The 25946-nt window shown below is 43.6% G+C and carries 32 protein-coding genes and 2 pseudogenes; 7 read left to right on the top strand and 27 right to left on the bottom strand.

Features of this window, described 5'->3' with window-relative positions:
* Positions 1–39: 39 nt before the first annotated feature.
* From AACL23_RS06620 to AACL23_RS10260, 7 genes and pseudogenes are all read right to left on the bottom strand, one after another.
* A complete protein-coding gene (locus AACL23_RS06620) occupies positions 40–624 on the bottom strand; it encodes a hypothetical protein (RefSeq protein ID WP_015873441.1) in 585 nt (194 codons plus the stop codon).
* Positions 625–738: 114 nt separating this feature from the next.
* Positions 739–1623, bottom strand: coding sequence for a BRCT domain-containing protein (locus tag AACL23_RS06615; RefSeq protein WP_015873440.1), 885 nt, complete (start codon positions 1621–1623; stop codon positions 739–741).
* 68 nt (positions 1624–1691) lie between these two features.
* Entirely contained in the window at positions 1692–2093 is a 402-nt protein-coding gene (locus AACL23_RS06610) for a hypothetical protein (protein WP_193432609.1), read from the bottom strand.
* 76 nt (positions 2094–2169) lie between these two features.
* Positions 2170–2373, bottom strand: a complete 204-nt coding sequence (locus tag AACL23_RS06605) for an HNH endonuclease (RefSeq protein WP_234817427.1) — start codon at positions 2371–2373, stop codon at positions 2170–2172.
* Positions 2374–2377: 4 nt separating this feature from the next.
* Positions 2378–2947 (bottom strand): group II intron maturase-specific domain-containing protein, encoded by a 570-nt coding sequence (locus AACL23_RS06600; protein WP_234817426.1) that lies wholly within the window; start codon positions 2945–2947, stop codon positions 2378–2380.
* A gap of 177 nt (positions 2948–3124) precedes the next feature.
* On the bottom strand, positions 3125–3649 hold the full coding sequence (locus AACL23_RS06595) for a group II intron maturase-specific domain-containing protein (RefSeq protein WP_234817425.1): 525 nt from the start codon (positions 3647–3649) through the stop codon (positions 3125–3127).
* A gap of 25 nt (positions 3650–3674) precedes the next feature.
* Positions 3675–3776: pseudogene (locus AACL23_RS10260) on the bottom strand (hypothetical protein); the annotation flags it as partial.
* Between the two features lie 515 nt (positions 3777–4291).
* On the opposite strand from AACL23_RS10260, the gene AACL23_RS06590 reads away from it, so the two are divergent.
* Positions 4292–4942: a hypothetical protein gene (locus AACL23_RS06590; RefSeq protein WP_339050826.1), complete on the top strand. Its 651-nt coding sequence runs from the start codon at positions 4292–4294 to the stop codon at positions 4940–4942.
* A 193-nt stretch (positions 4943–5135) separates the two neighbouring features.
* Here the strand turns inward: AACL23_RS06590 and AACL23_RS06585 are convergent, their stop codons facing one another.
* Positions 5136–5276 carry a hypothetical protein gene (locus AACL23_RS06585; protein ID WP_339050825.1) on the bottom strand — a complete coding sequence of 47 codons (141 nt, stop codon included), beginning with the start codon at positions 5274–5276 and terminating at the stop codon, positions 5136–5138.
* A 71-nt stretch (positions 5277–5347) separates the two neighbouring features.
* Here AACL23_RS06585 and dcm point away from each other — a divergent pair, with 71 nt between their 5' ends.
* From dcm to AACL23_RS06570, 3 genes are all read left to right on the top strand, one after another.
* On the top strand, positions 5348–6484 hold the full coding sequence (dcm, locus tag AACL23_RS06580) for a DNA (cytosine-5-)-methyltransferase (protein WP_422389647.1): 1137 nt from the start codon (positions 5348–5350) through the stop codon (positions 6482–6484).
* A 526-nt stretch (positions 6485–7010) separates the two neighbouring features.
* Positions 7011–7712 carry a hypothetical protein gene (locus tag AACL23_RS06575; protein ID WP_339050823.1) on the top strand — a complete coding sequence of 234 codons (702 nt, stop codon included), beginning with the start codon at positions 7011–7013 and terminating at the stop codon, positions 7710–7712.
* A gap of 261 nt (positions 7713–7973) precedes the next feature.
* The gene (locus AACL23_RS06570) at positions 7974–8177 is read left to right on the top strand and encodes a hypothetical protein (protein WP_339050821.1); all 204 of its coding nucleotides are present in this window, start codon (positions 7974–7976) and stop codon (positions 8175–8177) included.
* A gap of 68 nt (positions 8178–8245) precedes the next feature.
* Here the strand turns inward: AACL23_RS06570 and AACL23_RS06565 are convergent, their stop codons facing one another.
* The 18 genes and pseudogenes from AACL23_RS06565 to AACL23_RS06475 all read right to left on the bottom strand — a co-directional run bounded on the left by AACL23_RS06565 (position 8246) and on the right by AACL23_RS06475 (position 19676).
* Positions 8246–8782, bottom strand: coding sequence for a tail fiber assembly protein (locus tag AACL23_RS06565; protein ID WP_339050818.1), 537 nt, complete (start codon positions 8780–8782; stop codon positions 8246–8248).
* Between the two features lie 4 nt (positions 8783–8786).
* Complete coding sequence (locus AACL23_RS06560; protein WP_100096930.1) at positions 8787–9488, bottom strand: hypothetical protein; 702 nt, start codon at positions 9486–9488, stop codon at positions 8787–8789.
* Positions 9489–9539: 51 nt separating this feature from the next.
* Positions 9540–10136 (bottom strand): YmfQ family protein, encoded by a 597-nt coding sequence (locus AACL23_RS06555; protein WP_100096075.1) that lies wholly within the window; start codon positions 10134–10136, stop codon positions 9540–9542.
* Positions 10133–11281, bottom strand: a complete 1149-nt coding sequence (locus AACL23_RS06550) for a baseplate J/gp47 family protein (RefSeq protein ID WP_100096074.1) — start codon at positions 11279–11281, stop codon at positions 10133–10135. Before AACL23_RS06550 ends, AACL23_RS06555 begins: the two co-directional genes overlap by 4 nt.
* Positions 11271–11687: a phage GP46 family protein gene (locus AACL23_RS06545; RefSeq protein WP_339051619.1), complete on the bottom strand. Its 417-nt coding sequence runs from the start codon at positions 11685–11687 to the stop codon at positions 11271–11273. The genes AACL23_RS06550 and AACL23_RS06545 overlap by 11 nt, the downstream gene beginning before the upstream one ends.
* 30 nt (positions 11688–11717) lie before the next feature.
* Entirely contained in the window at positions 11718–12314 is a 597-nt protein-coding gene (locus AACL23_RS06540; protein WP_234817454.1) for a phage baseplate assembly protein domain-containing protein, read from the bottom strand.
* The gene (locus tag AACL23_RS06535; protein WP_100096072.1) at positions 12314–13396 is read right to left on the bottom strand and encodes a phage baseplate assembly protein; all 1083 of its coding nucleotides are present in this window, start codon (positions 13394–13396) and stop codon (positions 12314–12316) included. Before AACL23_RS06535 ends, AACL23_RS06540 begins: the two co-directional genes overlap by 1 nt.
* 129 nt (positions 13397–13525) lie before the next feature.
* Positions 13526–15361, bottom strand: a complete 1836-nt coding sequence (locus AACL23_RS06530; protein ID WP_339050812.1) for a hypothetical protein — start codon at positions 15359–15361, stop codon at positions 13526–13528.
* 108 nt (positions 15362–15469) lie between these two features.
* Positions 15470–15805: a phage tail assembly protein gene (locus AACL23_RS06525; protein WP_100096068.1), complete on the bottom strand. Its 336-nt coding sequence runs from the start codon at positions 15803–15805 to the stop codon at positions 15470–15472.
* On the bottom strand, positions 15805–16173 hold the full coding sequence (locus tag AACL23_RS06520) for a phage tail tube protein (RefSeq protein WP_015873426.1): 369 nt from the start codon (positions 16171–16173) through the stop codon (positions 15805–15807). Before AACL23_RS06520 ends, AACL23_RS06525 begins: the two co-directional genes overlap by 1 nt.
* A gap of 16 nt (positions 16174–16189) precedes the next feature.
* A pseudogene (locus tag AACL23_RS10255) lies at positions 16190–16469 on the bottom strand (hypothetical protein); the annotation flags it as partial.
* 319 nt (positions 16470–16788) lie between these two features.
* Positions 16789–17256, bottom strand: coding sequence for a lysis protein (locus tag AACL23_RS06505; RefSeq protein WP_100096926.1), 468 nt, complete (start codon positions 17254–17256; stop codon positions 16789–16791).
* Positions 17256–17735 carry a lysozyme gene (locus tag AACL23_RS06500; protein ID WP_100096925.1) on the bottom strand — a complete coding sequence of 160 codons (480 nt, stop codon included), beginning with the start codon at positions 17733–17735 and terminating at the stop codon, positions 17256–17258. The genes AACL23_RS06505 and AACL23_RS06500 overlap by 1 nt, the downstream gene beginning before the upstream one ends.
* 3 nt (positions 17736–17738) lie before the next feature.
* Positions 17739–18077: a phage holin, lambda family gene (locus AACL23_RS06495; RefSeq protein ID WP_015873424.1), complete on the bottom strand. Its 339-nt coding sequence runs from the start codon at positions 18075–18077 to the stop codon at positions 17739–17741.
* 180 nt (positions 18078–18257) lie between these two features.
* Positions 18258–18581, bottom strand: coding sequence for a hypothetical protein (locus AACL23_RS06490; RefSeq protein WP_100096924.1), 324 nt, complete (start codon positions 18579–18581; stop codon positions 18258–18260).
* Between the two features lie 160 nt (positions 18582–18741).
* Complete coding sequence (locus tag AACL23_RS06485; protein WP_339050806.1) at positions 18742–19035, bottom strand: antiterminator Q family protein; 294 nt, start codon at positions 19033–19035, stop codon at positions 18742–18744.
* 48 nt (positions 19036–19083) lie between these two features.
* Complete coding sequence (locus AACL23_RS06480; RefSeq protein ID WP_100096922.1) at positions 19084–19464, bottom strand: RusA family crossover junction endodeoxyribonuclease; 381 nt, start codon at positions 19462–19464, stop codon at positions 19084–19086.
* Between the two features lie 2 nt (positions 19465–19466).
* The gene (locus AACL23_RS06475; protein WP_100096921.1) at positions 19467–19676 is read right to left on the bottom strand and encodes a hypothetical protein; all 210 of its coding nucleotides are present in this window, start codon (positions 19674–19676) and stop codon (positions 19467–19469) included.
* 280 nt (positions 19677–19956) lie between these two features.
* Here AACL23_RS06475 and AACL23_RS06470 point away from each other — a divergent pair, with 280 nt between their 5' ends.
* Positions 19957–21204, top strand: a complete 1248-nt coding sequence (locus AACL23_RS06470) for a hypothetical protein (protein WP_100096919.1) — start codon at positions 19957–19959, stop codon at positions 21202–21204.
* Positions 21205–21279: 75 nt separating this feature from the next.
* Positions 21280–21525 carry a hypothetical protein gene (locus AACL23_RS06465; protein ID WP_100096918.1) on the top strand — a complete coding sequence of 82 codons (246 nt, stop codon included), beginning with the start codon at positions 21280–21282 and terminating at the stop codon, positions 21523–21525.
* 226 nt (positions 21526–21751) lie between these two features.
* Here AACL23_RS06465 and asnS read toward each other — a convergent pair whose 3' ends face one another.
* Complete coding sequence (gene asnS / locus AACL23_RS06460) at positions 21752–23152, bottom strand: asparagine--tRNA ligase (protein ID WP_100096916.1); 1401 nt, start codon at positions 23150–23152, stop codon at positions 21752–21754.
* Between the two features lie 172 nt (positions 23153–23324).
* Between asnS and pepN the strand changes: the two genes are divergently transcribed.
* Entirely contained in the window at positions 23325–25940 is a 2616-nt protein-coding gene (gene pepN / locus AACL23_RS06455; protein WP_339050801.1) for an aminopeptidase N, read from the top strand.
* Positions 25941–25946: the final 6 nt, after the last annotated feature.

The raw sequence follows: 25946 nt of genomic DNA, 5'->3' as shown, positions 1-25946 counted from the left end.
AGACATCTTATTACCCAAATATCCAAGATGGATCCAAACTCAATAATGTTTCTCGACCTCAATTAATTTTTCCATATATTTTGATTTTTTATCGTTATCCATTTTACCTATCTTTTTACATTCATTTGACCCGGCATTTATGGTAGATACTATCGTCCCCTCATTTTTTGATGGGGTAATAAATATGATCTTTTTGATGGGTGGTGCGTCTTGTATTTCTTTCTTGATTAGAAAATTGTCCCGTTCTAAATCACTTAGAATTTCTCCATTCAAAGCCCTCTTTGTTATTTCATCATTATAATTAATATAACAAAAAGTAGTAAAATGTACTGTTGCATTCGAATACTCTTCATCTATTTCATTTGCCACTCTTCTTGTTTTCATTTTAATAATAAGTACTCCATCTTTTAATCCATATGATTCTATTATGAACGGTTTTAGCCAATTATGAATTGGTTTTGATATAACATCTGAATCAGTAGGAACAGTAACAATGTTATCTGTACTTCTTTTGCATTTCACTAGCATGAACATTAGAATAAAAAATATTATGCAAACAAGAATATCTTTGAATGAAACTTTCCAAAATAAATGCTTATTCAAATAATCATCTATATTTTTCAATCGTTAATTCTTTCTTCGGGTGAAAGTTGGGAAGTCATCAATACGCCTTTACGTTTTCACCATGAAAATTTTTAATGTTTGACCCATTGACTTCTTGCTCTAATTAGGTGCATTTCAGTTTGAGTATGAAAAATCTTGCCATTGTTCTTCGTTAATTATTTTTAATGGAATACCTTTCTCATCTCTATAGTGAACCGCCTTCTCAATTTTTCTACCATGTGAAGTATATCGCCAATTTTTAGAACTCATAGTTCCCACTATTAAATAATCTAACTTTTTTGTAACATTACCTATTACATTTGCCCCTTGCCGAATGATCTCTTGTTCACATACACTGCGTTTACCGTAAATAAATTCACCAGTAAGACAAACTGTTTTTCCTGATGCTTCAAATTTATTAATAATATCAATAGGTAATTGAGTTGCGAACCCATCAACAACCCCAGACTCAATATCACACCCAGTAAAAGAAATTAATGTTTTTCTTAAAAATTCTCTTTCTTCTTCTGTAACAATAGAATCTTGTAATATATATTTTACAATATCGTAAATAATTTTACCTGGATAATTTTTTTTAAGATTATCGTTTTTTGACAAAAACCACTTAAGGTATTTTATTTCTGAATCATTTAATTCTTTATCTGATAGTATGCCTTTGCATAATCCTTCAAATAAATGCCTATCTGATTCAATTGAATTTAAATGAAGATAAGGAAGCTCCAACAAGTTTTTTTGAATTATAATTAAATCTTTTTTAATTTCATTTAGTTCAGTAGAATCAATAGTTTCATCAGCTAAAACATCAGATATTCTACGCCGAATAGATTTAAAACAAAAATTATCACTAATCTCATTCGCATTAAGAAGCCAAGTGTCTAAGTATAAAATTTCTTGCGAATTAACACAGCCATCACAGATAATTCCATCTATGATACTAATCAAGTTAGCAAAATGTTTATCTCGATTTCTAAAGTAATTAAACCTGTTAAACTTTTCCACACCTAATTTCCCTATTAGGGCGTTAATAATTATTCACATTTAAGCTAGAGGCAAGCTGGCTTCTTGCCTCACAGTTGATCTAGTTCACTATCTGAAAGGCCGGTATAGCGCTTAACATTTGTGCGATCTATACCATCAGATAGAAGCTGCTGTGCTAACTCCTTGTTAGCATCCTGTCGGCCTAGCTGATAGCCTTCTTGCTGGCCTAGCTGATAGCCTCTAGCCTCACCTCTGGCTTCACCCTTAGCTTCTAACTGTTCTGCAATCGTCATAAAATCCTCCCGGTAAGTCGGTGCCTTTTCCGCAAGGGTTCGGATAAATCCCTCGCCGTCAATCGTATTTCCTGCCTGAGCTATATAATATAATAAACTCTTGCATTGTTCTTTAGAATACTTCCACTTTTCTATTAGATTAGCTAACTCTACAGCAAGTTCCAACATATCCCGTCGTCGGATATGGTCGGGTAGCAACGTGACATCTCTGTCACGCCGCCCCCTAAGAACGGTACGTGCAAGTTTCCCCGCATACCGCTCAAGCCTTTATAAGTTACGATACTATACGATCGTAACCAGCAGCCCTACTATGTTTTTGTCGATGGCAATCAGGATGTAAAAGTTCAAGATTACTCAGTTCATTTTCGCCTCCTTTCACTCTTTCGACTTTATGGTGTATGTTCCAGCCAGTTTCTTGAGTAATTAATTGGTTGCAGCACAAACAGCGTTTATCTTGTCTTCTCCATAATGCTCTCACTTTCTTACTTTCCTACGGCTTCTTGTTTCCAGGTATTTTCTAGCCTTTTTTCGAAATATATTTCCCATTCTTTATCGAATGCGCAGGCTTCACTTCTGATTTTTATATGGCGCTTTATAGGTGTGGAAGAGGCTTTGTACAGTGTGAACATTTTGCCTTCTGGCGATTTTCCACTGAACACCCATTGGTTATTCCCTTGAACGGTAAAGTATTTTTTTCTTACCCAATATTTACCTTTCTTTGGGTGACGTCTTAAACACCATTTCCACAAAACTTGCCAAATCAGATGATCGATTTTAGAAAAGGTTTCTTTCGCCACAACATGTCGATGGTAATTTACCCACCCTCTCATTATCGGGTTGAATTGAGTTATCAGTTTCCATGCGCTACTTGACCTTTCCTTCTTTATCGTGGTTCTCATTTTCTTCAAAAAGTTTGTGAGATTTTTTTTGGCGGGTGTTATTAAAAATTTGCCGTTAAAAGATCTCACATTCTGTCCTAAAAAATGAAACCCTTCACTAATATGGGTAATTCCCGTTTTTTCTTGTGATAGACGCAAGCCTCTTTTTGCCATGAATCCCTCAACCAGCGGTTTGACCCTTGATTCAAGGAGTTCATGTGAGATACCTGTTATCACAAAATCTAGAGTAAAGGAATGACTAGGGGCTATTTTCTAGCTTACCTATCATTCCCTTCTCATCCCACCGTACGTTCAGTTTTCCCGAATACGGCGGTCCGACAGTCTTCATCGTCAATCATGCGCAAGTTTCGTTGGATACTCCATCATGCCACTACCAATGTAAACTATTCCCATTGCATAAAGCTTACCGTTTGGAAATTTCTTCCATCCAAACCCACGGCCTCTACTTCTGCGGATTAAGTATCTACGAAAACGAATATTAATAAAGCGCTGTAGTCCGCGGAAGGCATCGCTAGCATTGGCGTGACGAAAATAATTAACCCATCCCATCACCACCGGTTTCACTAATTCCACGTATTCTTTGGGACTGACAGGTGCTCTTCTTGATGTCAGAAATTTCAAACTATTCCGTATAGCCTTTTGCGCATGCTTTGCTGGAAAAGTGTATATGACTTTCTTTCCGCTCTTAGGACTTTTGCGTTTCACAAAATTGAACCCGATAAAATCAAATCCATCGCTTAACTTTGTTATACGCGTCTTTTCTCGGTTTAAGGTCAGACCTATCCTTTCTGCCAGAAATGCAAACGCTTCTAATACCGGCTCTGCACTTTTCTTGCATACTAAATATTGCATCATCGCAATATCGATGCAGGGTGGCACCTAGCTTTTCAGGGTACCCTCTTTTATGCCACACCTGGTCGATAACGTTTAGGTAGATATTGCTATATAGCGGCGACAACGGTGAACCTTGTGGCACACCCACCTCTGTTACCTCTATGTTTCCACTTCTCGCTATACCAACCTGTATCGTTTGTTTGATTAACCTCAACAGGCTTCCATCTGCAATCTTTCGACTGAAAAGACAAATTTTAAAAAATAACTCATTTAAAATCAATTAGATAAATGATTTGTTGATTAAAAAACAGGCAGCAAAAGACCATAAAATGGGATAAAAGCCGATATTTTAAGTGTGATTTAACAATGAGTTAAATTTTATTATGACCTGTGATTTTCATCAAAAATAGGGATTAATTCAGTTTCATAAATTTGATCGAATATGACTTACTCAGTCAAAAGTTAATTTTTAGCTTATTCATACTCTCGTACTTTATCTCTTTAAAAACAGCATTTAGGTATTTGCTTGATGGTTTCATGGCCTCTATTTTGTCAAATAAAATGAGCGTTTTTTGATAGTTTTGTTTGTTAAAAAATATTAAAATTTCTTAAAATTAACTATTTAACCTGTTATAACTTTTTAACTTTAATGGAAAGAATGTTATGAGACCTATATCGTCAACATCGTCAACATCGTCAACATCGTCAACATCGTCAACATCGTCAACACAGAAGTTTGTAAAAAGCATTCAAACTGTATCTAATTCAACATCATCTATTCCTCATCACATTTCCCCGAACCCGAAAAGTAGTCAGTATATAGAAGACAGCAAAAACTTCTTTCATAAAGAGACAAAGACGAAGCCAAATCAAATCACTAGTTTCAATAAAAAAAATAAAGGCCATTTTGAAAATAAATATAAATCACATAAGTGGACATTCATAAAAAATTATCGTGAGAAAGAATTACCAGTATTTGCTAATGAGGTTACAGCATACCAATATAAGATTATTGCCCAAAAACAGGGTTTTTATGGAGAGCTGCCTCAGCTAATTAAAAGAAAAAACGTTGAAAATAATGAGACTCTAGATTTGACAAAAGGCAAAGAGGGAGATGAACTCCTTAATATTTTCTTTGAAAAAACCCCGAATGGAAAATCGACAAAACGAATAATGGATGATTTTGGTTTGCGTGCAACAGCGGTTAGACGCGGTACAGATTCTTATTTAAAACGTTTCTTACAAGAGCCGTTCCTTGTTGCTGATTTTTATATTGACGTAGAGTCAGTGAACTCAAAGTTAACAACAAAATAAACTGGGGTGAGCCTGTCAATAAATTTGTGTAAATAACTAAAAACACGATATTTAAAGTGTGATTTAACAATACCTTAAATTTTATTATGACCTGTGATTTTGCTCAAAATCAGGACATTCAGTGCTTTTTTCAGTCTTTCATTTTCCAGTCACGTTCCTTTCTTAACCCCCCCCTTCCAGCCGGACGCTCTTATCATCTAAGCAGTTCGGCCCGGCGGTCATTAAAAATGATATTGACCCCGATAGTACCTCGGGTGTCTTGCGTACTTTTTTCCCCAGTTTGTTGAGCCACATCTCCCCATACATCTAAACGCGCACGGATTAATGTCCGCACACATTCCCAGAGAGCAAGATATGAGACATACCCAGCCGCCAGAACGCCTGAAACAGGCGCGCAGCAGGTTCATGCAACCCATGCTCGAACCCGTGTTGCGCGACCTGCTGCAACAACCCGCCGCCCGCACAAAAAAAGTGAGCCCCCGCTTCCGCTTCATTGACCTGTTCGCCGGCATTGGCGGCATCCGTATGGGCTTCGATGCTCAGGGCGGTGAATGCGTTTTTACCAGCGAATGGAACAGGTTCTCGAAAAAGACCTACATTCAGAACTACGGCGCCCCTCATCCGTTTGTGGGTGACATCGTTCCATATCCGGCAGAGGACGTGCCGGACCATGATGTACTGCTCGCCGGGTTCCCCTGCCAGCCGTTCAGTATTGCGGGCGTCAGCAAAAAGAATTCGCTGGGCCGCCCACATGGTTTCGAATGCACCACGCAGGGAACCCTGTTCTTTGACGTGGCCCGTATCATCGCCACCAGACGCCCCAGGGCGTTCCTGCTGGAAAACGTCAAGAACCTGCTTTCACACAACAAGGGCCACACCTTCAACGTCATCCTGCAAACGCTCAGGGACGAGCTGGGCTATGATGTGCATTACAGGGTAATCGACGGGCAGCACTTCACACCGCAGCATCGCGAACGAATCATCATCGTCGGTTTCCGCGAAAAAACGGGCTTCTCATGGGATGACCTGAAACTACCGGAAGAAGGTCCGCGCCTTGCGTCAATTCTGCACAGGACGGATGGCACAGAGCCGGTGCTCCCCTGGGATGGAGAGCGCTTTTTCGATCACGACAGGCGGGCCGTGCCGCTCCGATACACGTTGACGCCCAACCTGTGGGCCTACCTGCAGGCCTATGCAGACAAGCACCGCGCCGCCGGCAATGGGTTCGGCTGTATGGCCTATCCCGACAGTGTGACACGCACACTGTCAGCCCGGTATCACAAGGACGGGTCAGAAATCCTGGTATGGCAGGGCAGCAACAACCGGCCGAGACGCCTGACGCCACGTGAATGCGCCCGCCTGATGGGCTTCCCTGACGCTTTCCAGATACCTGTCAGTGATACACAGGCTTACCGTCAGTTCGGCAATAGCGTCGTCATGCCGGTCATGCAGGAAGTCGCCCGCATCATGACGCCCCACGTGCTGGCTCAGATCGCACATGAACGAAACGGCACTTCACCTGCATTGCCCCTGTTTTCCTGATGGTTGACGTAGTAGACCGCGCGACACGTAGCCGAAGGAAGTAAGTGCAAATACAAAAACGTATTTTGGAGAGAAATCAATTTATTTACAGATAGTTCAATAAAAATTTACATAAATAAACGGTGTTTGACGTTTTTTAAATTGAAACTTATAAAATATTTTGAATTAAAAAATCTCAAAGTTTAAAAATGATTTAATAAAATAAATTATCCAAAACTGGATTTAAGAAACGTAAATGATATTTAAAAGTCTGAATGCCCACATTGCGCGTTTTAGCTATAAAAAAATAAATAATATGAAAATTTTCATAAAAAAATACCTTATACACCTCTGATAAAAGAAGAACTTGATATAAAGCTTAATGCTTCGAAAGAAAGAATTGCTTTTTTGCTCAATCATTTACAAAAAAATGATGACTTGAAAAATTTTCACAAAAAGAGGCTTAAAATAAGTATTTTTAAAGACTTAAATTTTTACATTCAAATTTAAAACAAATAAACATATTTAAATTATTTTTAGGAAATAAATGAGCTTAATTACCAATACTACTATAAGAAATATTTTAGGAATAAATGTTAGTGAATCAGAGTTAAAGTTGTTAGAGTCAAAAAGATTAACACCAACATCAATTAAAAATAGTCCTAGACTTTTAAAACGATTAGAAAGAACACATAAAAAAACTTTTAATGAAAATAAAAAAGTGGCTATTAAAACTTTTATTAAAGAATTAACTGTTTCTAAAGATAAGAAAATAGAACAAAATCCCCACTTTCTATCAGATAAAAATATAACTATATTTCCTTCATTTCAGGATCTAAAACCGCTAAAAATTGATTCTCAAGCTAAAAATATTAAACAGGGTCACTGCCCTCAAGAAAAAAAATTTTGCGTCACAATAAATCAAAAAAATTTAGGAAGTATTTTATCTGATGACCGATATGTGTTTATTGTTGTTCCTTCCCTTAATTCTAAGACTAAGTTCGAAATTATCAGTACCTGTGAAGGGCAATTCTCTTCTGATGGAAAGAGAATTGGTCACGTATCTCTGGCAATGAGCGAAAGTGGTAGACTAGACGTTTATTATGCAGGAATGTTTGAGGTAGAAAATGGAAACATAAATAATTGGAGTAATGAAAGTGGCCATTACAAAACCGATATGAATATTCATAAAAAAGTGGCTCGCTATATGTCGGCTTTCCCTCCAGAAAAATTTAAAGAATTTCGTTAATAATATTTAAAACACGTCTGCATCCTGTGATGGTTTACAGCTTTCTTGGTTAGACAGCACTATTAACAAAATAATGATGATTCATCGAATAAAAAGGGGATTGATGAAAAAATCATTTGATATTTATCATGTATGTGGTCAGATAATAAAAAAATAAATCATTCAGTTATTTAAGGTCCCTCAATATAAGGTCTTTCTAAATTTCAGGAGTTTTTGATATGAACGTTAACCATTCTACTTCAAATCAGCCCTTACTTAGAGATGATAAAGTTTACAATGACTCACAAGAAAGACCTGTCGGCATCGCAACTCACAATAGACAAAGTGACAAATTGTGTCACAGACCCCAAAACAGATTCCACAAAAATTCCAACCATGACACCTGAAGATAAAAGTAAAATGGACGAACTTTTCAACCGCTGCTTTAATGCCGGAGAAGCAATTTCAAAAGCCTTAAAGCAATAAATGAGAGATCGTTTAACGAAGTCGGTCATAAATTTTCAGCGGCCAAACAAATAAAAACACCTGTAATCCTACCCCCTCGGCACTTCAGGCCAGGTGATTTCCCCCGCCTTGGGTTCGAGTCGATGGAGGGCGACACGATAGGCTTTCCAGATCTTGAGAGCCTGGACCTCTTGTTCGGTCGCTATCCCTAGTTCTACCGCATCGGCCAGCGGGCCTATGGCTTTGCTCGCTCTGTCCATCCATTTTTCTTTTTCCCTCGCCGCTTGCCGCGTCCGTTCTGCCTCTGTATAGGTTCCTCTCACCACTTGATGACCGTCAAAAATCCATTCTCCATTATTTTCTGCGCCCTCAGGCAGCGAATCCAGCTCGACAATATTGCAATTTAAAGGGAATAAGGTAGAAGCATCTCTCGCGATAGAGACCACCGTGTTTTTTTCATCAAACATCACTTTGAATGTGTCTGGCTGAAACGTTTTTTGAAGGTCATACCAATCATCGCCGTTTTCATCCTGTAGGTATGAAGCATTGATGTTGTATTTCAACTCCCTTTGTTTTTCTGATAATGCTTCAATATCTGTCTTGTTAAAATTTTTATACATCTTCATCACATTATCCCTGCCCTACGGTTATCCACTGCCCATTAATATTTTTCTGTATGAATCGGTAATAGGCATAGCTTTTTATCTCCCAGAGACCATCCGTTTTAAACCCCGTGACCACAGCGCCTGCGGGAAGTTGTCGGTCATAGCCCTGAACACTCATGAGTTGCGCACTGGATAATCTGATGTCCCGGACAAAGGTGCGATTGACTTCCTCCCAGGGGGCCCGGCTTTGTACGGCTTCCGTGATTTTGGTGGTGATCCATTGATTTAAGAGCCCGCCCCAGCACTCTCCGTCAATATTGCCATCTTCTTGATAGGTCGCGGTTTTTCCGTTCTTTGACACCCTGAGGGTGTCGTTCACTTGAATTTGTCCCTGCACTTCACCGCCGTGCCGTTTATCCAGTGCATTTTTTGCACAATCGACCGTTTCTGACAACCCCAGATTTTCTATAAATTGATGTTTATCCGGGATGTCCGCCCCGTTGTCATTTTTGGATAAAAATACTGAGTTTAGAATCTCAACAATCTGTGTGTCATCATCAGGATTTAATACACCCCCATTTTTGGTAATAACATGACATAGCTCACGTTGTATGGTATTAAACCACTTAGCAGGTAATAATGTAGGGCTGACCCCACCAGCCACATTACCCTCGGTAAATTCACCGTCTGGCGTCGCGGTATTGGTAATATCGCCAATTTTTTGCATAGAGAATCCTCAAAAGTTAATTTGATGAATTTAAAAAAACGTTTTATTTAATCAGTGATAGCCAAATAACAGCACTGTGAACGGCGGGGCCAGTGGGTTAAGTGTACATTCCAGCATGTTATTGCCCCAGGTAGCCAGCGGCTCTCCACAATAAGTCACACCACATTTAGCCCGAACATACGTTGTTTGCTGGGCGTTAACCCGCCAGACAAATGGCCAGTCATCCCCATTAATTGCCTCACCACATACGCTAAACCCTGCCCGAGCCTGACGAAACTCATCAATGGTAATGTCATATCCTAGCGTTTTGGCCAAACTGGTATAACACTGTTTTGAGAGTGATCCTTTGCCCACCAGCCGGGATACAACAGCCTGGCGACGGCGCTCAATGGTATATGTTTCGCCAATCGTGCAATTATCGGGCAGACCTAATGACTCCTCCCATTCCGGTAGCAACTCCAGCGCCGTGGCCGGGAAACCACCAGTAAGCAGACCAATCGCGCTGGCGTCTACGCGTTGAAATGACGTGGCCAACGCCTGGGCCAGTTTGGTGAGTGGATTATCAGCCCCCGTTTGCCAAACGCGCCCACGCGGGAAATGCGCCAGTAACGCCGATTGATAATCGGACGTAGTGAACAGGCTGGTCATGTAATGGTCACCGTTCCGAGTTGCGGGAGTTCGCCCACGCCCAGCGTGATATTCTGAGTCGGAGAGGTCATCAAAAACCCATCCGTTCCCGGAGCAGAAGCGATCGCCGCGTTAATTGACGACAGAGTGACAATACCTTCCCCTGCAGGATCTCCTCGGGTAAAAAATACCAGGTTAATTGCGGTGCTAATGGCGGCGGTCAGGTCCTGTTCCTGCTTGATGATGCCGGTAATGGCAAAATCAATGACTTTAGGGATCGGGGAAGCAACGTAAACCAGAGCCGTTATCGTCTGATTCGGATAAATGGCATCAGCAACGCGCAGCTGGTCACCGGTGGCTTTTGCGTAACAGCCCCAGTCTTCATGGTGCGAGAGGCCATCAGTGCCAGAAGGAAAGCCGTGGTTGGTCTGATCGTCCCCATCACACATAATGTATATTCCGACCGTTCCCGCGCCCATCAGACGGCGCACACACCACGCACGCGTCACACCCGGGACCGCCAGCGCCCAATTCACATAATCAGTCTTGCTCCCGCCTTGCGGTAATGCCTGATACGCCAGAAGCATTCGGGTTCGTAAAGGCTCGTCTGTCTCAACGTTAGCACCACCACTAGCCGGATGAATCAGCGTGACCTGAGAATCAACACCGGAATAACTGTTATCAAGCGTCAGCACGGTTCCCACTGGCGCATTACCGAGTACGCCACCAGCGGTGGGATCATCAAGCGGAGAGACCAGAACAGCGGTGACTGGCGTTAACGCAGTGCCATCAAGCCCGATGGTGACAGAATTATCCAGGGTGTATTTGATCCCATCCTTGCGATTGATAACGGCCCCGGCCGGGACTGTCCCTCCAGCCCCTGTCAATCTGGCGGCTGAGCTTTTGGCGGCAGTGGCGGGTTTTCGATATACGGTCACTAATGCCGCCCACGCTGCTAAATACTCATCTGTTGCGGTAAAAGGCGTTGATTGTTGTGCTACCCAGTCAAGATAGCCATAGTGGCCATATGACAAACCCGCCTGAACATCACCGGTGATCGCCAGGTTCGAAAACCGAAGCAGTCCACCTGTTTTCGGTAACGCACTCTGTATATCGCTCTTCACCTGCCCCCTCAGATCAGTGAGTGTTGGGTGCTTATACGGCATTCGCTATTTCTCCCCATGCCCAGTCAAATTCAACACTTCTTTTGCTCCCGTCCGGCTGCTCAATAGTAACGTACAGATATAAGGTCGACGGATAGACTATGCGGTAAGTGACCTCGACAGATCCCGCTATAAGGTCATCAATCATCCATTGCAGCGCCTCGCGGGCGTAGTCCCTGGCCTTTTCGGCCGTGTCACGGGATAAACGTTGACGATAAATCAGCCATAAGCGGGAGCCTATACGGTAATCCTCGCCCAAATAGCCCCACCAGCCCCGGCGATCGTCACGATCGTAGATATCATCTGCCCGCGCTTGCTGATCTGTAAAAAGGGAAATGAAAACTGCTGTATCAAGATCGTCACCGCTGGCCAGATCACCGGTTTCTGATACCCAGTCACCGGAATCCATTTTCCAGACTGTTTTGATATCACTCACTGGCTACCCTCCTACCGGCTGAGACGGTTTTGCACTGTCGATTGTGCGGTGACCACCCTGAACGTTTTTAACCTGGTGATCATGGTCGTTGTACGCCTCCCGGAGCTGCTTAAGGGTCGCTGTATTGCTTTCACAGTTGTCAATAATGTCTCCAGTGCATTTCAAAACCGGCGTTTTTGCCAACACTTCTTCACTGGCTGTGATCGTCACTACCGTAGAATTCACCACGTCCACCGGCTGACCATCTGCGTCTATGGTGATGCCTGTTTCCGTGAGCTTGACGAGCTGGCCCCACTGGCTATAGATAACCGTCTCTCCGGGTTTCAGGCCAGATTGCCGATGGGATTGATGATTTGACGCAATAATGACGCCTGATGAACGGTCCCCACCTAAAAACGCGATTACCACGTCAGTGCCCACCGGCAAACCAGACGAAAAACCAAAGTCGCTCATACGCGGCGTATCGCCTCGCACCTCTAAGGGAGTCTGTACCTGCAGCTTTTGAATGGGGCCGCTATCACTGGTTGCCGTCACTCGGCCAATAGATAACGCCATCTGAACGCGGCGCAAGAGTTGACGGTAAGCGGCGCTGATATCCATTAGTTATTAAGCTCCCTTACCTGCTGATAGAACTGGTACGGCTCAACGGTGAACGCCTCTGGCGGCATCAAAACAAGCTCGGCCGTCGTCCCACGCTGATCGCGAGTAAACGTCACTTCAGAGAGCAACCAATACATATCTGTAATGTTAAAAACGGGAATACTGATCGGAATCTGGGTATTGATTTCCCAAAGTTTACCGGACTTATCGCGCCAGCTGTCCACAACGACGCGGAGAGCTTTTGAACGACCGTAGCGCCGGTTCATTTCCCAGTCGATATACTGTTGGGCCACACCATTCGCGATCATCGTGCTTTCGATGATGTCTATTTTCTTGCGAGGGCGCATTTTTTCAGGGTCCTGGGCGCTGGCCAGAAACGTTCCGCCATATTCAACGGAGGACCCCACTTCATAAAGCGGCGCAACCGACATGGACAACCCAGCATAGTGGGAAAAACGCTGGTCTATGCTGCTTTGATAGTCTGCCGCCTGTATGTTCTCGCCCTGCATCACCCCTGACGCGGCTTTTTGTGTGCCCACGCGGGTGAGGTATAAATTGCCGTCCGGGAGGTCATACGCCAGTAACGCGCTCCAGCGGCACACACGATCAATAATTTCTTGCGGACTTTCCCCCCAGTTAATCGTCAATTGCGGCGCGGCCTGTAGTCCGGTCACGTCTGTTGTCACGTGAATATCGTACGGTGCGGCGAGACGCTGAGACATGGCCAGTGCATCGAGCCCCGTCATCACATTACTTTCCCACTCCGCCGAACAATCAACCAGATCCTGACATTTTCCACGACCGGTCACACGAATCTGATGCTGATTTGGGCGGATTGATGGGCAACAGCGGTCAACGTAGCCGGTTATGACCATGTCTTCCCCCAACTTCACAACGCACGGATCACCAGGACTAACCCACTGTTGTTCGCCACCGGGGTAATAGTCCATGATGGAAATATCAAAGTCTGAGGGCATTCTCTCAATGCCGCGCGTAATCCGTATCCGGTCCCAGCCGTGCAACGCGCGCGCCCTGACCTCAAGGTATAGCTCGTCTACTTTTTCCGTTTTTTCGGTTGTCATTTGCTGAGCGCCTTAAAATCCAGTGGCATAAATGCCGGGTGAACAGGATTAACGCATCTCACCAGCTCGTTATTGCGTGCCGGATCCTGATAAATACGCTCAGAAAGAACAAGCGAGGGGAGAGAGGTATCAAACTGGTATTCTGTGAAACGGGCCAGATTTGCCCCACGTTCGGTCAACTTTGGTGTTAGAAAGCCCCTCCCGAACCGCCTCGGCAATACCCTGGCTGTGATCCTGGCTTTTACTGTTATTCACCGTCGATGTACTGGATTTACTGTTGTTATTGACTGTGGAGGTGTTAGAAACGTTGTTGTTTTCCGTCCTGTTCTGAACCTGGCTAACCGGCGCGCCGCTAATGACGGATTGAACCTGTTCTGAGGACCACGGGTTGTTACCTTCCTGGTTAAACAGGGCGGTTAATACGCGCGCTCTTAACGCTGGATCTGTGAGATTCAATTGATCGCCTGGTTTCACCCCAAGCTCCCGACTGGCTCCCGATATCATGGCGCGTGTATTATTCCCGTCTGAAAGTGGGGAGGCAGTGCTAATGATTTGCTCTATTGTCGTCAGAGGCCGATTCCGTGCGGCCTTGCTTTGCCCGGTGTAATACAGCATTAACTGGCGATCAGCGGCAGCAATGCCCACCTCGGGCGTCTCAAATTTTGCAAACCGGGCAGATCCACCAGCACCAGGCTCCATCACCGCGCCTTGCTGGCGAGCATAGTTCATATTCCACGGGTTATTATTCCGCACTGACCGTGCGCGCGGGTTAACACCGGCACTGGGCTGGCCAATATTTACCCCCTGATAACTGTTTACACCCGTTGAATTTGAGCGTTGCAGCGCAACGGCCAGATCGCTCGCCAACTGATTGGCCATTTCTTTAGGACCGTAATACGCCTGGAATTTCTCACGTAGACCATCCGTCATAACCCCAAAATCCATCGCCGTTTTTTCGGTGATGGTCAGCGTCTTATAAAATTCAGGGTCGTTATATCCCTTTCTCAGCTGTTGAGACTCATCCCCTCTTGTTACCCCCAAAGCGTGCATTAATGCAACATTATCAGGGCCATGAGTTAATATATCCGTGATGCCTTCCATGCCATCTTTAACTGAACCATCGGACAGCAGCAGGCTGTAAAAACCGCCTCTGGTTTTTTGTTTCAAACCATCCCATGCAGCGCCCATTTCATTGATAGCGCCATTGATGCCAGTGAGATCGTCATTTAGCCCATCAGGAACAGTCAGCCCAAAATCTTTAGACTGACTCATTAACTCATCAAAATTACCCGTCCTGAGTAATTTTAAGCTATTAGCATCAAGGCCCAACCTATCGGAGACTTTTTTCTGATTCTGAGAACTTAAAGCCGGAAATACCCTGGACAGATGACGCATCGTCCCCGTTAAATCAGCGGTTCCATCATCATTTTTAGCAATCTGGGCGCCTATTTGATTAAGAAGAGATAACGTGTCGTGACTTCTTCCCTGGAGAGCGTCATTAAATACACCATAAAGTCCCTCAACAGATTGTTTAGCCGCATCGGCATCCATACCCAAAATTTGCATCGCACCGGATAACTGAGTGAATTTCTCAACGCTTAATCCCGCGTTCTGTGCAGACGTAGAGAGTTCTTGCGCACTTTTACCCGCTTCTCTCATGCCCGTCACCGTTTTATACATCCCTGCGGCAGCGGCACCAATGCCAAGAGATAACCCACCCACCATTTTTAATGGGGAGACCATATCGCCAATTAACTGAACACCCTCTTTAGCAAAGGTATTCAACCCCTTAAATTGTCCTGTAATAGAATCCAGACCATTTAAAGTGTCTTGCCCTCCAGGTTTTAAACCTCCTTTTAATTTATCTAACGGCGGGTATAGAGACTGCACTGAGCGAATAATACGATCAATTTGCTTTGATGCATCATCATTGGCTACCAAATCAAAATCGAACTGTTCACCCATGAACTCCCCCTCCCATGCGTTTCATTTGTAAGTACCAGAATAAAAAACGGCTGGCGGGTAATTTGCCCGCCTCATAAGGACCCCAGTGATAAAAATGTGTCACTTCGGCTACTGCGTTCCCCCAAACGATGGCGGATAACGCAAAAAATCCAGCAGATATTTCTCCGCTTTCCTATAATCACGGTAATTCATACTCTTGATTATATTTTGAGGGATGAACGGATCACTTAATAATGAAATAAGTAGTCCCATCGCCGACATATTCCCGTTTTTAGACTGCTCATCATAAAACTGTTCAATTTGAGAAAAACAGGGTTCTTTTATCACAAGGCTATTAAAGGTTTCCTTACCATCTACGGAGGATAACGGCTTAATAAGGTTGAGCGTAAACGATGATTCCAGACTATCCAGAAAAGCCAAATCGTTAATGACTGTTGCCATCATTAATTCTCCGTAACCGAAAGACCTTCCCATTTAACATCAAACTTCGCATCTTCGGAATCCACTTCCTGCTCATCAACGGTCCACATATGACTACCAATAATAGTTTTACCGTTGGCTAACTGAGCAACTACAGTGACGTTGGTTTGATTGTTAAATCCAATAACAGACGTTCCACGACTGTCACGCAATGACATTGAAATAGACCCTGCTGAGGGTTTTTCTTTGTAACCGTGAACTCCATCCATTCCGGTCAGTGTTTCACGTTTAACGCGAGTGGGTTTATATTTAAACGAACCCTCGACCATCACTGTTAAACCATCAACAGTGACATAAGCGGTCCCCGCGAGTAAACCGGTTGTATCAGCCATAACAGATCCTTAAATATCATGATGATGGTTGTAAGCGGAATTGCGCCAAAACAGCGAAAATACGTAACTGATTCATTAATACACCATCCCAGAGAACATCAACACGACTGGGATTCTTCGCGTTCTGCTCAACCATCAGACCAGCAGCAAACCCCTTGCTATCCTGAACAACGTAACCTAATATCAACGAACGCTTTCCTTTCTTCTTACCTGTTAGGGGCTGGTACTTCTTCCGCTGCCAGAAACCTGACGCCTTTGGGGTTGAGCAAAGCTTTACCGCCAAGGTGCCGTGTGCCGCCAAACTCCTCGGGGGCCAGATATTCGGCGGCCGTGGGCCTGATCAATACCTTGGCTTTCAGGTTGGTCTTTCTGGCCGCTTTGGATGCTACAGAGTTAACAGTAAAAGGCGTTGGATTATCCAGCCTGCTTTGCAGGTTGTCCTTTTGCGCCTCCTGAATCTTACGCGCCGTACTGGTCAACGCTCGCGCTGTCGCAAAAGGGATCTGCTTTTTGAGGGCCATTAATTGGCGCTCAAGATCTTTTAGATGAGCCATTAAATGGTTTTATCTCCCCATACTTTCCAGCCACTGCATCGGCATAAATTGACGGCCCTCATTATTTTTGAATCTTATTCAAACAGACCTGCCTCACATAATTCTGCAAGCCTGTTATTTGCTGCCCGGCGATGTCGATTCTGTTTCGGAGGAGGAAATAATCCCGTTGAGTGGCGTCAGCAAGTCGGGGGGCGGTTGCATCATCCACGCCGGAGGGGGTGGTATTGGTGGACAGGTCGTGACAGGTTGCCTTGACACGCAACCGGCGACGGCCATCAGCCACATCCCGCTCAAGCTGGGCAACAAGATTTTTATTATGTTCCAGTGCTTTGGTGTGTTGTGCATCCAGTTGTGACACCGTCTTTATCTTCTGGCGAAGCTGTTTAAGAGAGGCCTGATGCTGAACGAGCTCTAAAACGGCTTTTTGAAGGGCCTGTTCAGACTGCTGATATTGATGACGATAATAGACAGCGACACTGAGCAGTGAAGCCAGTAATACCATTATCATCCCAGGGATTGTCCAGCGCATCAGGCGGTGACTCTGTGTGGCGCTTTCATCAGAGACAGTTCAACCGCTTCAAACCGCGCTTTCTCCTGTTGACGTCGTGCCATTAATCCCCGTAATGCGACTTTTTTGCCTTTGACCGTGCCATAACACCATTTAGGGAACTCGGCCGCCGCGCCGGCTTCATCGCCCGCGTTCAGCTTTCCAAGCAGCGTTGAGTGAGCAAACGCCTTCACCCCGATGTTAAACAAAAGAGAGCCCAGCGCGTCAAATTGATTCTGCCTCACCGTCACCTTGAGCAAGATATCAAGTTGAAGACAGATGAGGGTGATATCTTCACGCAAAAAAGCCTCTGCCTGCCCGGGGGTCATTGTGTCACCGGCCTTCACGCCTGCGGTATGCCCGTAGACGAGAGTCCATTTGTCTGCACTGCATTGATAGGCAGTGAGCTTAAGCCCCTCAAACGCCTGGATTCGTGCGATGCCTTCAGGGCTGATGTCCATGGGTTACTCTCCATTCTTGCGCTGAGTGAATGATTGGATGCGCGCGCGGATGTAGTCTGTGCCCACATAGCCGATATAAATGGCCAGCACCTGCGGGGCGGAGGCCGGCAGGGTGCCGTGAAACAGGCCTTCGACCATCATCAGGAGGGGTTGACTAAAAAACGCCAGCGTACTGCAGGACAACGCATCGAGTAATCGCCGGCTCCAGGCATGTTTTCCCCACGCATTGCGCCACAACGAAAACAGGGCGGCGAGGCTGGCGTAGCCAAAGTCGGCTTGATGACCCCGAATCCAGGCCAGCAACGCAACCCAGAATCCAGGCTCTTTCTCAGGCATGGTCATAGGGGGAAAACATCATGAAATAGGACGACCCTTTTTTTGAGGCATATTTGAGACAACAAAAAGCCCCCACCGAAGTGGAGGCTCTGTGTTTTGTTTGCAACTAATATAGTATGGGGCGATTATGTCGGGTCACGGGGACACAGTCAAGTACTTTTTGTGGCTTTTTTGAGAGGAAAACTTTTAGAGCAATTTGTTTTGATTGATGATGAAATTGTGATTTGAATCATGAAAATGCAAAATTGAGTTATGTGCAGAAACTGCGTTTTCATCATGATTGAAACTGGTCGTGTTTTCTTTTAAAAGAATAGCCGCCTTCGGCTCTCCTATCACCATAACAGCATTCAACTTTTTGCGTCTAGTATTGAGCTTTTCTATGACAGCCTTCAAATTTTCTGCCTCACAATTCCGCCGATGCGCTTTTTTACCAGCATGGAGGATTTCGCAAGCAAACTTCAAGCGGCCGATGAAGCCATTAAAATAATCAATCAAATTTTTTGTTGACATGATGAATTTCCTTTTTTTAAATAGGCCATCAAAGTATTTGATGTCCGAATAAAAACGTAAGCAATATTAATAAATTTGTAAAAATTTAAAAACAATGAATGATGAAAAAACATTTTTAGCCTCAATAATGTGAATTTTTCAAGATTGTGTGAGTCTTGTCTTATTCTGAAAAGGCATCGACCTGACCTGCGATATAGGCTTCTGAACGGGTTAAATACCCTGAGATAGATTTATGGTCTCGTTTGAGGGCGCGGCCTATCGCCCGACAAGAGGCCTTGCCTCGATAACAGGCCACGATAATATCGTAACCCAGCGAATCCACCTGTTTGAGTCGGGCGACCGCAAGGTCTATCTTTTGTGCTTCATCGTCACAGAGCATCGGCCGGATATCACTACTGGCCATCGGCACAGGCCAGGATGACACAGGATGACACGGGATATTCCGTTCCCACACGGGTGCCTGCCCAGTTGCCCCACGCGGTCAATCGATACTGAATCGTTTTCATATGGCTGCCTCCTCGATATAGTCTTCAATCACCACGACACATTTGCCATTTTTAATCCTGTTATCAGCATCAAATTTCTTCACCGTCATCACTCTGACCTGGGCGTCATCGGACCAAATCCCTGCTTTGGTCAGGGCATCGAATACCCCCTTGGGATAATTCTCCACGTCTCTCACCCGTTTGTCCAGCAGATACAGTGTGAGCGCTACGGAAACGTCGCTAGGGAATGAACGGTGACCCTGTTTCATGGACGATTGGGCCACTTCGATGGCGGTCAATCGCTGAAACCGTTTCGCCGCCTCGCTGAGGTAAACACGACGGGCCGTGCGCACCCAGTAGTGATTCACACTGGGCGGAAAAGGCAGTTCAATTCTCATGCTCACCGCCACAGGGGGTTGAGCATCGACAAAGGGGTTTTGGGAAAGCGGGCTGTTTCTGGCAGAGACACCACCACATCCCACAACCGGACATCCTCGTTCAGGTATTTTTTCATTCGATACCCTCTCTGCTGGTAATGATGCATTAAAAAATCGGCTTCCTCCTGACTGATGCCTGTATAACGGAAGAGGGTTTTAAAATCCGCGTTCATGCTGCCCCTCGAGGGAAACCTGAGTATTGTAAACACGCAAGTGTGAGGTGATTGCTGGATGTTTTTGTGGTCTGCGACATGGAAGAATACAAGGGTGCCCCTGGAGACGGAAATCCCTAAGGATGGCAAATCATACAGGTCAGGTTCAGGTGCAAAAGTGCACTTTAAGGGGAAGTCAAGAAATGAGCGTTTTTTGAATGCGGCGTTTGATAAGAACAAATACTATTCTGAAAATTGATACTTTATTACTAATTCATTGAATCAATAGTAGAAAAAAATCATGAAAAAAACAGTTAATACTACAAATAGTCCAGCGATTCATCATCACACACCAACATCACAACCTAATAAACTCAGTCGGTTCTTAAAGGCTTTACGAAAGGTATCTAATAATATTTACATCCGTTTCGTAGATTTATTTCGTTGTGGTTTTTCTAAAACCCCTAAAAACCCTCAAGGGCAAGCGAAAATTGACGAAAATGACAGGGCCGCAAAGCTTGCGAAAATACTACAAAATATTTCTGCACGTAAAATTCAAAGATACTATAGAGCACATGTAATAAGAGTAAAAGAAGCTACACCAAATGATTACGGAATTGTAAGTAGTAAACCTTATGGCGGTACAAAACCAGAACACAACGGTAGAACCTATTATTTTCAGAAAAATAATCAAAACGACATATTACGTGGGATGTACTCTCCAACTGAATATCCAGACTCACCTATGGAAGGCACTTTTAAAGATGTTACTACAATAGATAAAAATTTTGTTCAACTTAAATTTAAAGGTAATTTATTTGGAAGAGAAATTAATAACAACGATGATTTAGAGGGTACGTCAACTGTAATACCTGGTATAGCGGTTGATTCTGACATAATGATTGCTCGTTTTGGAGGTGATAATCTTAGTGATTACCTCCAAAAGAAAAATTTTATTAATCCTGATCATTTTGAAAATGCCGTAAAAGATTTAGGGACATTACACAAGAAAAACACCTATCTAACTGACATAAAAATAGAGAATTTAGCTTACGACGGGAAAAATGTTAATTTTATTGATATAGAAAATAGAGTAAAAATAGATCCAACAAAACCAAAAATAATTAAACCTCATATGACCCCCGGTTGTACCACAACAAAATTATTGAGGGTTTTAAGACCCGATGCTTTTGGTGGTCTTTCTCACTCTTTTTCCTTTACGCCTGACGAAGCTGCAGCAAAAAAACCTTACTTAAAAGTATGTGATGAATACGCTTTTCTTTTAGCGATGATAGAAGCCACCACAAGAAAGAGTAAGTTTCAAATAGCATTTGATGCAGTACCTATAAAAAAAATAGATCAGATCAATGGAATAATGAATCATAAGAATGAACCCTACTTCCGCAAGTGGATTAAGAAGCATGTAAAACCAGAATTTCATTCAAATGTTGCAAGTATCTTAAAAGATCCTCATGAGTATGCCGAAAAATCATCAAATCCTCCATATTTGTCGGACATGTTATTATTTAAGGGTTCTTATAATGCTTAGTGCTGAAATAAAAAAATCATTTAGTTATTTAAAGTACCTCAGTATGAGGTCTTTATAAATTTCAGGCGTTTTTATATGCATCTTAATCCCTCTACTTCAAATCAGCCCTTACTTAAAAAAGACGATAAAGTTTACAATGACTCAAAAGGGAGACCTGTCGGCATCGCCACTCAAATAAACAAAGTGACCAATTGTGTCACAGACCCCAAAACAGACCCCACAAAAATTCCACCCATGACACCTGAAGATAAAAGAAAAATGGACGAACTTTTCAACCGCTGTTTTGCTGCTGGGGAAGCATTATTAACCCCCAAAAAGTGATAATTTAGCGGTTATTTCACGAAATCGGTAAATAAGCGCGTTTTCGGGCCAAACAAATAAAAATACCCTTGATACTACCCCTTCGGCACTTGAGGCCAATCTATTTACCCCGCTTTGAGGTGCGCGATGGAGGGCGACGCGATAGGCTTTGGTTTTTTGAAGGTCATACCAGTAGCCATCGCCCTGCTCATTCAAAATTTTATCGAAGCACTTTATTTTGAAAAAATCAGAAAGACGCATTTTTAGGCGTGCGAGGGAAAGCAATCGCTTCACGAACATTTTCTACACCGGTGACGTAGGCGACCAAACGTTCAAAACCTAAGCCAAAACCGGCATGGGGCACGCTTCCATATCGGCGCAAATCACGATACCAAGCATAATCTTCTCTATTAAGCCCCATTTCTGTTAAACGTTGATCCAGGTTATCAAGGCGTTCTTCACGCTGTGAGCCCCCTATGATTTCACCTATTCCGGGCGCCAGCACATCCATGGCGGCTACGGTTTTTCCATCTTCATTCAGACGCATATAAAACGCTTTAATGTCCTTGGGATAATTTTTGACGATCACCGGCGCTTTAAAATGTGTCTCTGCCAAATAACGTTCATGTTCAGAAGAGAGATCAATGCCCCAAGACACGGGATGCACAAAAGAATGGTTACAGTGCCGCAAAATCTCTATCGCTTCGGTATAATCAATACGAGCGAAATCTGAAGAAATAAACTCTTCTAAACGTTTTTTGGCTTTTTTATCCACACGCTCTGTAAAAAAATTCAGATCATCTTCTCTTTCTTTCAAAATGGCCGAAAAAACATATTTCAGCATTTCTTCCGCCAAAAGCGCGACATCCTCCAAGGTTGCAAATGCGGCTTCAGGCTCTACCATCCAAAATTCGGCTAAATGACGGCTGGTATGAGAATTTTCTGCCCGGAAAGTCGGGCCGAAGGTGTATACCTTTGATAAAGCACAGGCATAGGTTTCTGCATTGAGCTGACCTGAGACGGTTAAAAAAGCCTCTTTACCAAAAAAATCTTCACTAAAATCTATTTTCTGATCCGCCGTTTTTGAGATATTGGCCAAATCTAAGGTAGACACCCGAAACATTTCACCCGCTCCTTCTGTGTCTGAGGTAGTGATGATGGGTGTCGCGATCCAAAAATAGCCTTTTTCATGAAAAAAACGATGAATGGCTTGCGCCAAATGATGACGTATTCGTGTGACAGCCCCTATCAAATTCGTACGAGGGCGTAAATGCGCCACTTCGCGTAAATATTCAACGCTATGACGTTTAGGGCTTATAGGATAGGTTTCGGGATCTTCCACCCAACCTATGACCTTTAGGTGGTTTGCCCTGATTTCAAATTTTTGCCCCTTACCTTGAGAAGCAACCACTGTGCCGCTCACTTCTATTGAGCAACCGGTGGTTAAATGCAGAATGTCATCGTGATAATTTTCGAGCGAATCCTCAATCACGATCTGTAGTGTGTCAAAACAGGAGCCATCATAAAGTGCAACAAAGGAAATCCCGGATTTAGAATCCCGGCGTGTGCGTACCCAACCACGCACAATGATTGTGTGGCCAAGGTCAATATGTCCTTGTAGTACATCCACCAGGGGGACTGTTTTCATAAAATTTCTCTTATATTAGGGTATGGAAGATAGTCAAAACAGCCTTGTTTCTTTATTATCATGCGTGAAAATTGATCATATTCATTAATAGACCTGTTATAAAAAAAGGCAACGCAGGAATCACAGCCGGTCATAGGTTTGACAACAGGCCTCATCTCACAAAAGGGTTTTTATGACAAACCAGCCTCAAATAAAATACCGACAGGATTATCGTCCTCCCAGTCATCTTATTTCTGATATCCACCTTGATTTTAATCTCAATGAAAAAAAAACGAGGGTGACAGCCACCAGCCAGATACAGCGCCAAACATCGGAAGACACGCCTTTAATTCTCAATGGTGAAAACCTCATTTTAATCAGCGTGAGCGTTAATGACCAGATCTGGCCTCATTATTCCCAAAAAGACGATCACCTCATCATTGAGCAATTACCGAAGGCTTTTAGCCTGACGATCGTTAATGAAATTCATCCAGATAAAAACACGGCTTTAGAAGGATTATACCTCTCCGGGCAGACTTTATGTACGCAATGTGAATCCAAAGGGTTTCGACATATTACCTTCTTTTTAGATAGGCCCGATGTATTAGCGCGTTTTACAACGCGCATTCTGGCCGATAAAAAACGTTACCCCTATTTGCTGTCTAATGGGAATAAAATCAGGCAAGGAGAACTCAAAGATGGTCGTCATTGGGTTGAATGGGCAGATCCCTTTCCAAAGCCCTCTTATCTATTTGCGCTGGTAGCCGGTGATTTTGATGTTTTAAGAGATCAGTTTACCACTCAATCAGGCCGCTCTGTTGAATTAGAACTCTTTGTTGACAAAGGGCATTTAGATCGCGCTGACTGGGCGATGAGTGCGCTCAAAAAAGCCATGAAATGGGATGAAAACCGCTTTGGTCTGGAATACGATCTCGATATTTATATGATTGTCGCCGTCGATTTCTTTAATATGGGTGCTATGGAAAACAAGGGATTGAATGTTTTTAATTCTAAATATGTGCTCGCCAAAACAGAAACCGCCACCGATAAAGATTATCTTCATATTGAAGCCGTAATAGCCCATGAATATTTTCATAACTGGACCGGCAATCGAGTGACTTGTCGAGACTGGTTTCAACTTAGCCTTAAAGAAGGCCTCACGGTATTTCGTGATCAGGAATTTAGCTCAGATTCAGGATGCAGAGCCGTTCGCCGCATTGAAAATGTACGCCTGATGCGCTCAGCACAATTTGCTGAAGATGCCAGCCCTATGGCGCATCCCATTCGCCCCGATAAAGTCATGGAAATGAATAATTTTTACACCTTAACCGTGTATGAAAAAGGGGCAGAGGTGATCCGCATGCTGCACACCTTGTTGGGTGAATCTGTGTTTCAGGCGGGCATGAAGCGTTACATCAGCCGCCATGATGGTTGCGCGGTCACCTGTGATGATTTTGTTCAAGCGATGGAAGACGCCTCAGGGTTAGACCTGACCTTATTTCGGCGTTGGTACAGCCAATCAGGGACACCCGAATTGATCATTCGCGATCATTATGATGCTCAAAAACAGCAATATCATTTGCAAGTCTCTCAAATCACGCCGCCCACGGCCGATCAAGAAAAAAAATATCCGCTGCATATTCCGCTTGATATTGAATTGTACACAAAGAAAGGTGAAGTCATTCCTTTGCAAAACCAGGGGCAGCCCATCGACTCTGTTCTGAATGTGATAAAAGCAGAACAGACCTTTATTTTTGATTCTGTGTCTTCTGAGCCTGTTCCTTCTCTGTTGCGTGAATTTTCAGCTCCAGTCAAGCTCGATTACCCTTATACCGATCAACAGCTGATATGTTTAATGCAGAATGCTCGTAATGATTTTTCTCGTTGGGATGCGAGTCAACGTCTTTTGAATAGTTATATCAAAAAAAATATCGCTGAATTTCATGAAAACGAGCCTTTAACTTTACCATTGCATTTGATAGAAGTGTTTCGACATGTTTTGCTCAATGATAATCTCTCTCCTGCATTAATCGCTGAAATATTGACGATCCCTTCAGAAAATGAAATTGCTGAGCTTTCCTGTTTCATTGATCCTGATGCCATTCATTTTGTTCGCCAAAAATGGCTTCGCTTTTTTTCAGCGTCTTTATCAGAGACACTTTGGGATCAATATCAAAAGCATCAAACCCCCATTTATCGTGTCACTCATACCGATACCGCAAAGCGGGCTCTCAAAAATATCTGCCTGCAATATCTTGCGTTTGGGCGAACCGATATCGCCGATCAGCGGGTGAAAACCCAATATCAAACATCCAGCAATATGACGGACACCTTTGCGGCTTTAACAGCGGCGGTCGCCGCCCAATTACCCTGTCGTGATTTTTTATTATCGGATTTTGAAAGCCGTTGGCATTCAGATCCGCTGGTCATGGATAAATGGTTTTTCCTGCAAGCCACTTGCCCTGAAAAGGAAGTCGTCGATAAAGTCCGCGCGTTATTAACACATCCTTCGTTTAGTTTGATGAATCCTAACCGGGTGCGCGCTTTATTAGGGGCTTTTGCTTCGTCTAATCCTGTTGTATTCCATGCCAAAGACGGCGCAGGTTACACGCTTTTTCTTGAAATTTTGACAACGCTCAATACTCAAAACCCTCAAGTTGCGGCACGCTTGATAGAACCCCTTATTCGTTTTAAGCGTTATGATTCAGTTCGCCAAAAATGGATGAAACAGGTACTGGAAAAACTCAAGGCCTTGAACAATTTATCGAAGGATCTGAATGAAAAAATTCTCAAAGCGTTAGAGGATTAATATGAT

It is taken from the genome of Candidatus Williamhamiltonella endosymbiont of Tuberolachnus salignus, from assembly GCF_964019775.1.
GTDB lineage: Bacteria > Pseudomonadota > Gammaproteobacteria > Enterobacterales > Enterobacteriaceae > Hamiltonella > Hamiltonella defendens.
This window is presented reverse-complemented; position numbering and strand designations above follow the sequence as displayed.

Coding starts and splice junctions, on each gene's coding strand:
- AACL23_RS06555 (WP_100096075.1), bottom strand. CDS start 10,136: ATGACCAGCCTGTTCACTACGTCCGATTATCAATCGGCGTTACTGGCG.
- asnS (WP_100096916.1), bottom strand. CDS start 23,152: ATGAAAACAGTCCCCCTGGTGGATGTACTACAAGGACATATTGACCTT.
- AACL23_RS06475 (WP_100096921.1), bottom strand. CDS start 19,676: ATGAACGCGGATTTTAAAACCCTCTTCCGTTATACAGGCATCAGTCAG.
- AACL23_RS06520 (WP_015873426.1), bottom strand. CDS start 16,173: ATGGCTGATACAACCGGTTTACTCGCGGGGACCGCTTATGTCACTGTT.
- AACL23_RS06505 (WP_100096926.1), bottom strand. CDS start 17,256: ATGCGCTGGACAATCCCTGGGATGATAATGGTATTACTGGCTTCACTG.
- AACL23_RS06560 (WP_100096930.1), bottom strand. CDS start 9,488: ATGCAAAAAATTGGCGATATTACCAATACCGCGACGCCAGACGGTGAA.
- AACL23_RS06540 (WP_234817454.1), bottom strand. CDS start 12,314: ATGGATATCAGCGCCGCTTACCGTCAACTCTTGCGCCGCGTTCAGATG.
- AACL23_RS06465 (WP_100096918.1), top strand. CDS start 21,280: ATGCATCTTAATCCCTCTACTTCAAATCAGCCCTTACTTAAAAAAGAC.
- AACL23_RS06480 (WP_100096922.1), bottom strand. CDS start 19,464: ATGAGAATTGAACTGCCTTTTCCGCCCAGTGTGAATCACTACTGGGTG.
- AACL23_RS06590 (WP_339050826.1), top strand. CDS start 4,292: ATGAGACCTATATCGTCAACATCGTCAACATCGTCAACATCGTCAACA.
- AACL23_RS06600 (WP_234817426.1), bottom strand. CDS start 2,947: ATGGCAAAAAGAGGCTTGCGTCTATCACAAGAAAAAACGGGAATTACC.
- pepN (WP_339050801.1), top strand. CDS start 23,325: ATGACAAACCAGCCTCAAATAAAATACCGACAGGATTATCGTCCTCCC.
- AACL23_RS06470 (WP_100096919.1), top strand. CDS start 19,957: ATGAAAAAAACAGTTAATACTACAAATAGTCCAGCGATTCATCATCAC.
- AACL23_RS06525 (WP_100096068.1), bottom strand. CDS start 15,805: ATGATGGCAACAGTCATTAACGATTTGGCTTTTCTGGATAGTCTGGAA.
- AACL23_RS06500 (WP_100096925.1), bottom strand. CDS start 17,735: ATGGACATCAGCCCTGAAGGCATCGCACGAATCCAGGCGTTTGAGGGG.
- AACL23_RS06535 (WP_100096072.1), bottom strand. CDS start 13,396: ATGACAACCGAAAAAACGGAAAAAGTAGACGAGCTATACCTTGAGGTC.
- AACL23_RS06495 (WP_015873424.1), bottom strand. CDS start 18,077: ATGACCATGCCTGAGAAAGAGCCTGGATTCTGGGTTGCGTTGCTGGCC.
- AACL23_RS06545 (WP_339051619.1), bottom strand. CDS start 11,687: ATGGATTCCGGTGACTGGGTATCAGAAACCGGTGATCTGGCCAGCGGT.
- AACL23_RS06490 (WP_100096924.1), bottom strand. CDS start 18,581: ATGTCAACAAAAAATTTGATTGATTATTTTAATGGCTTCATCGGCCGC.
- AACL23_RS06575 (WP_339050823.1), top strand. CDS start 7,011: ATGAGCTTAATTACCAATACTACTATAAGAAATATTTTAGGAATAAAT.
- AACL23_RS06550 (WP_100096074.1), bottom strand. CDS start 11,281: ATGCCGTATAAGCACCCAACACTCACTGATCTGAGGGGGCAGGTGAAG.
- AACL23_RS06570 (WP_339050821.1), top strand. CDS start 7,974: ATGATAAAGTTTACAATGACTCACAAGAAAGACCTGTCGGCATCGCAA.
- AACL23_RS06530 (WP_339050812.1), bottom strand. CDS start 15,361: ATGGGTGAACAGTTCGATTTTGATTTGGTAGCCAATGATGATGCATCA.
- AACL23_RS06595 (WP_234817425.1), bottom strand. CDS start 3,649: ATGATGCAATATTTAGTATGCAAGAAAAGTGCAGAGCCGGTATTAGAA.
- dcm (WP_422389647.1), top strand. CDS start 5,348: ATGCAACCCATGCTCGAACCCGTGTTGCGCGACCTGCTGCAACAACCC.
- AACL23_RS06565 (WP_339050818.1), bottom strand. CDS start 8,782: ATGAAGATGTATAAAAATTTTAACAAGACAGATATTGAAGCATTATCA.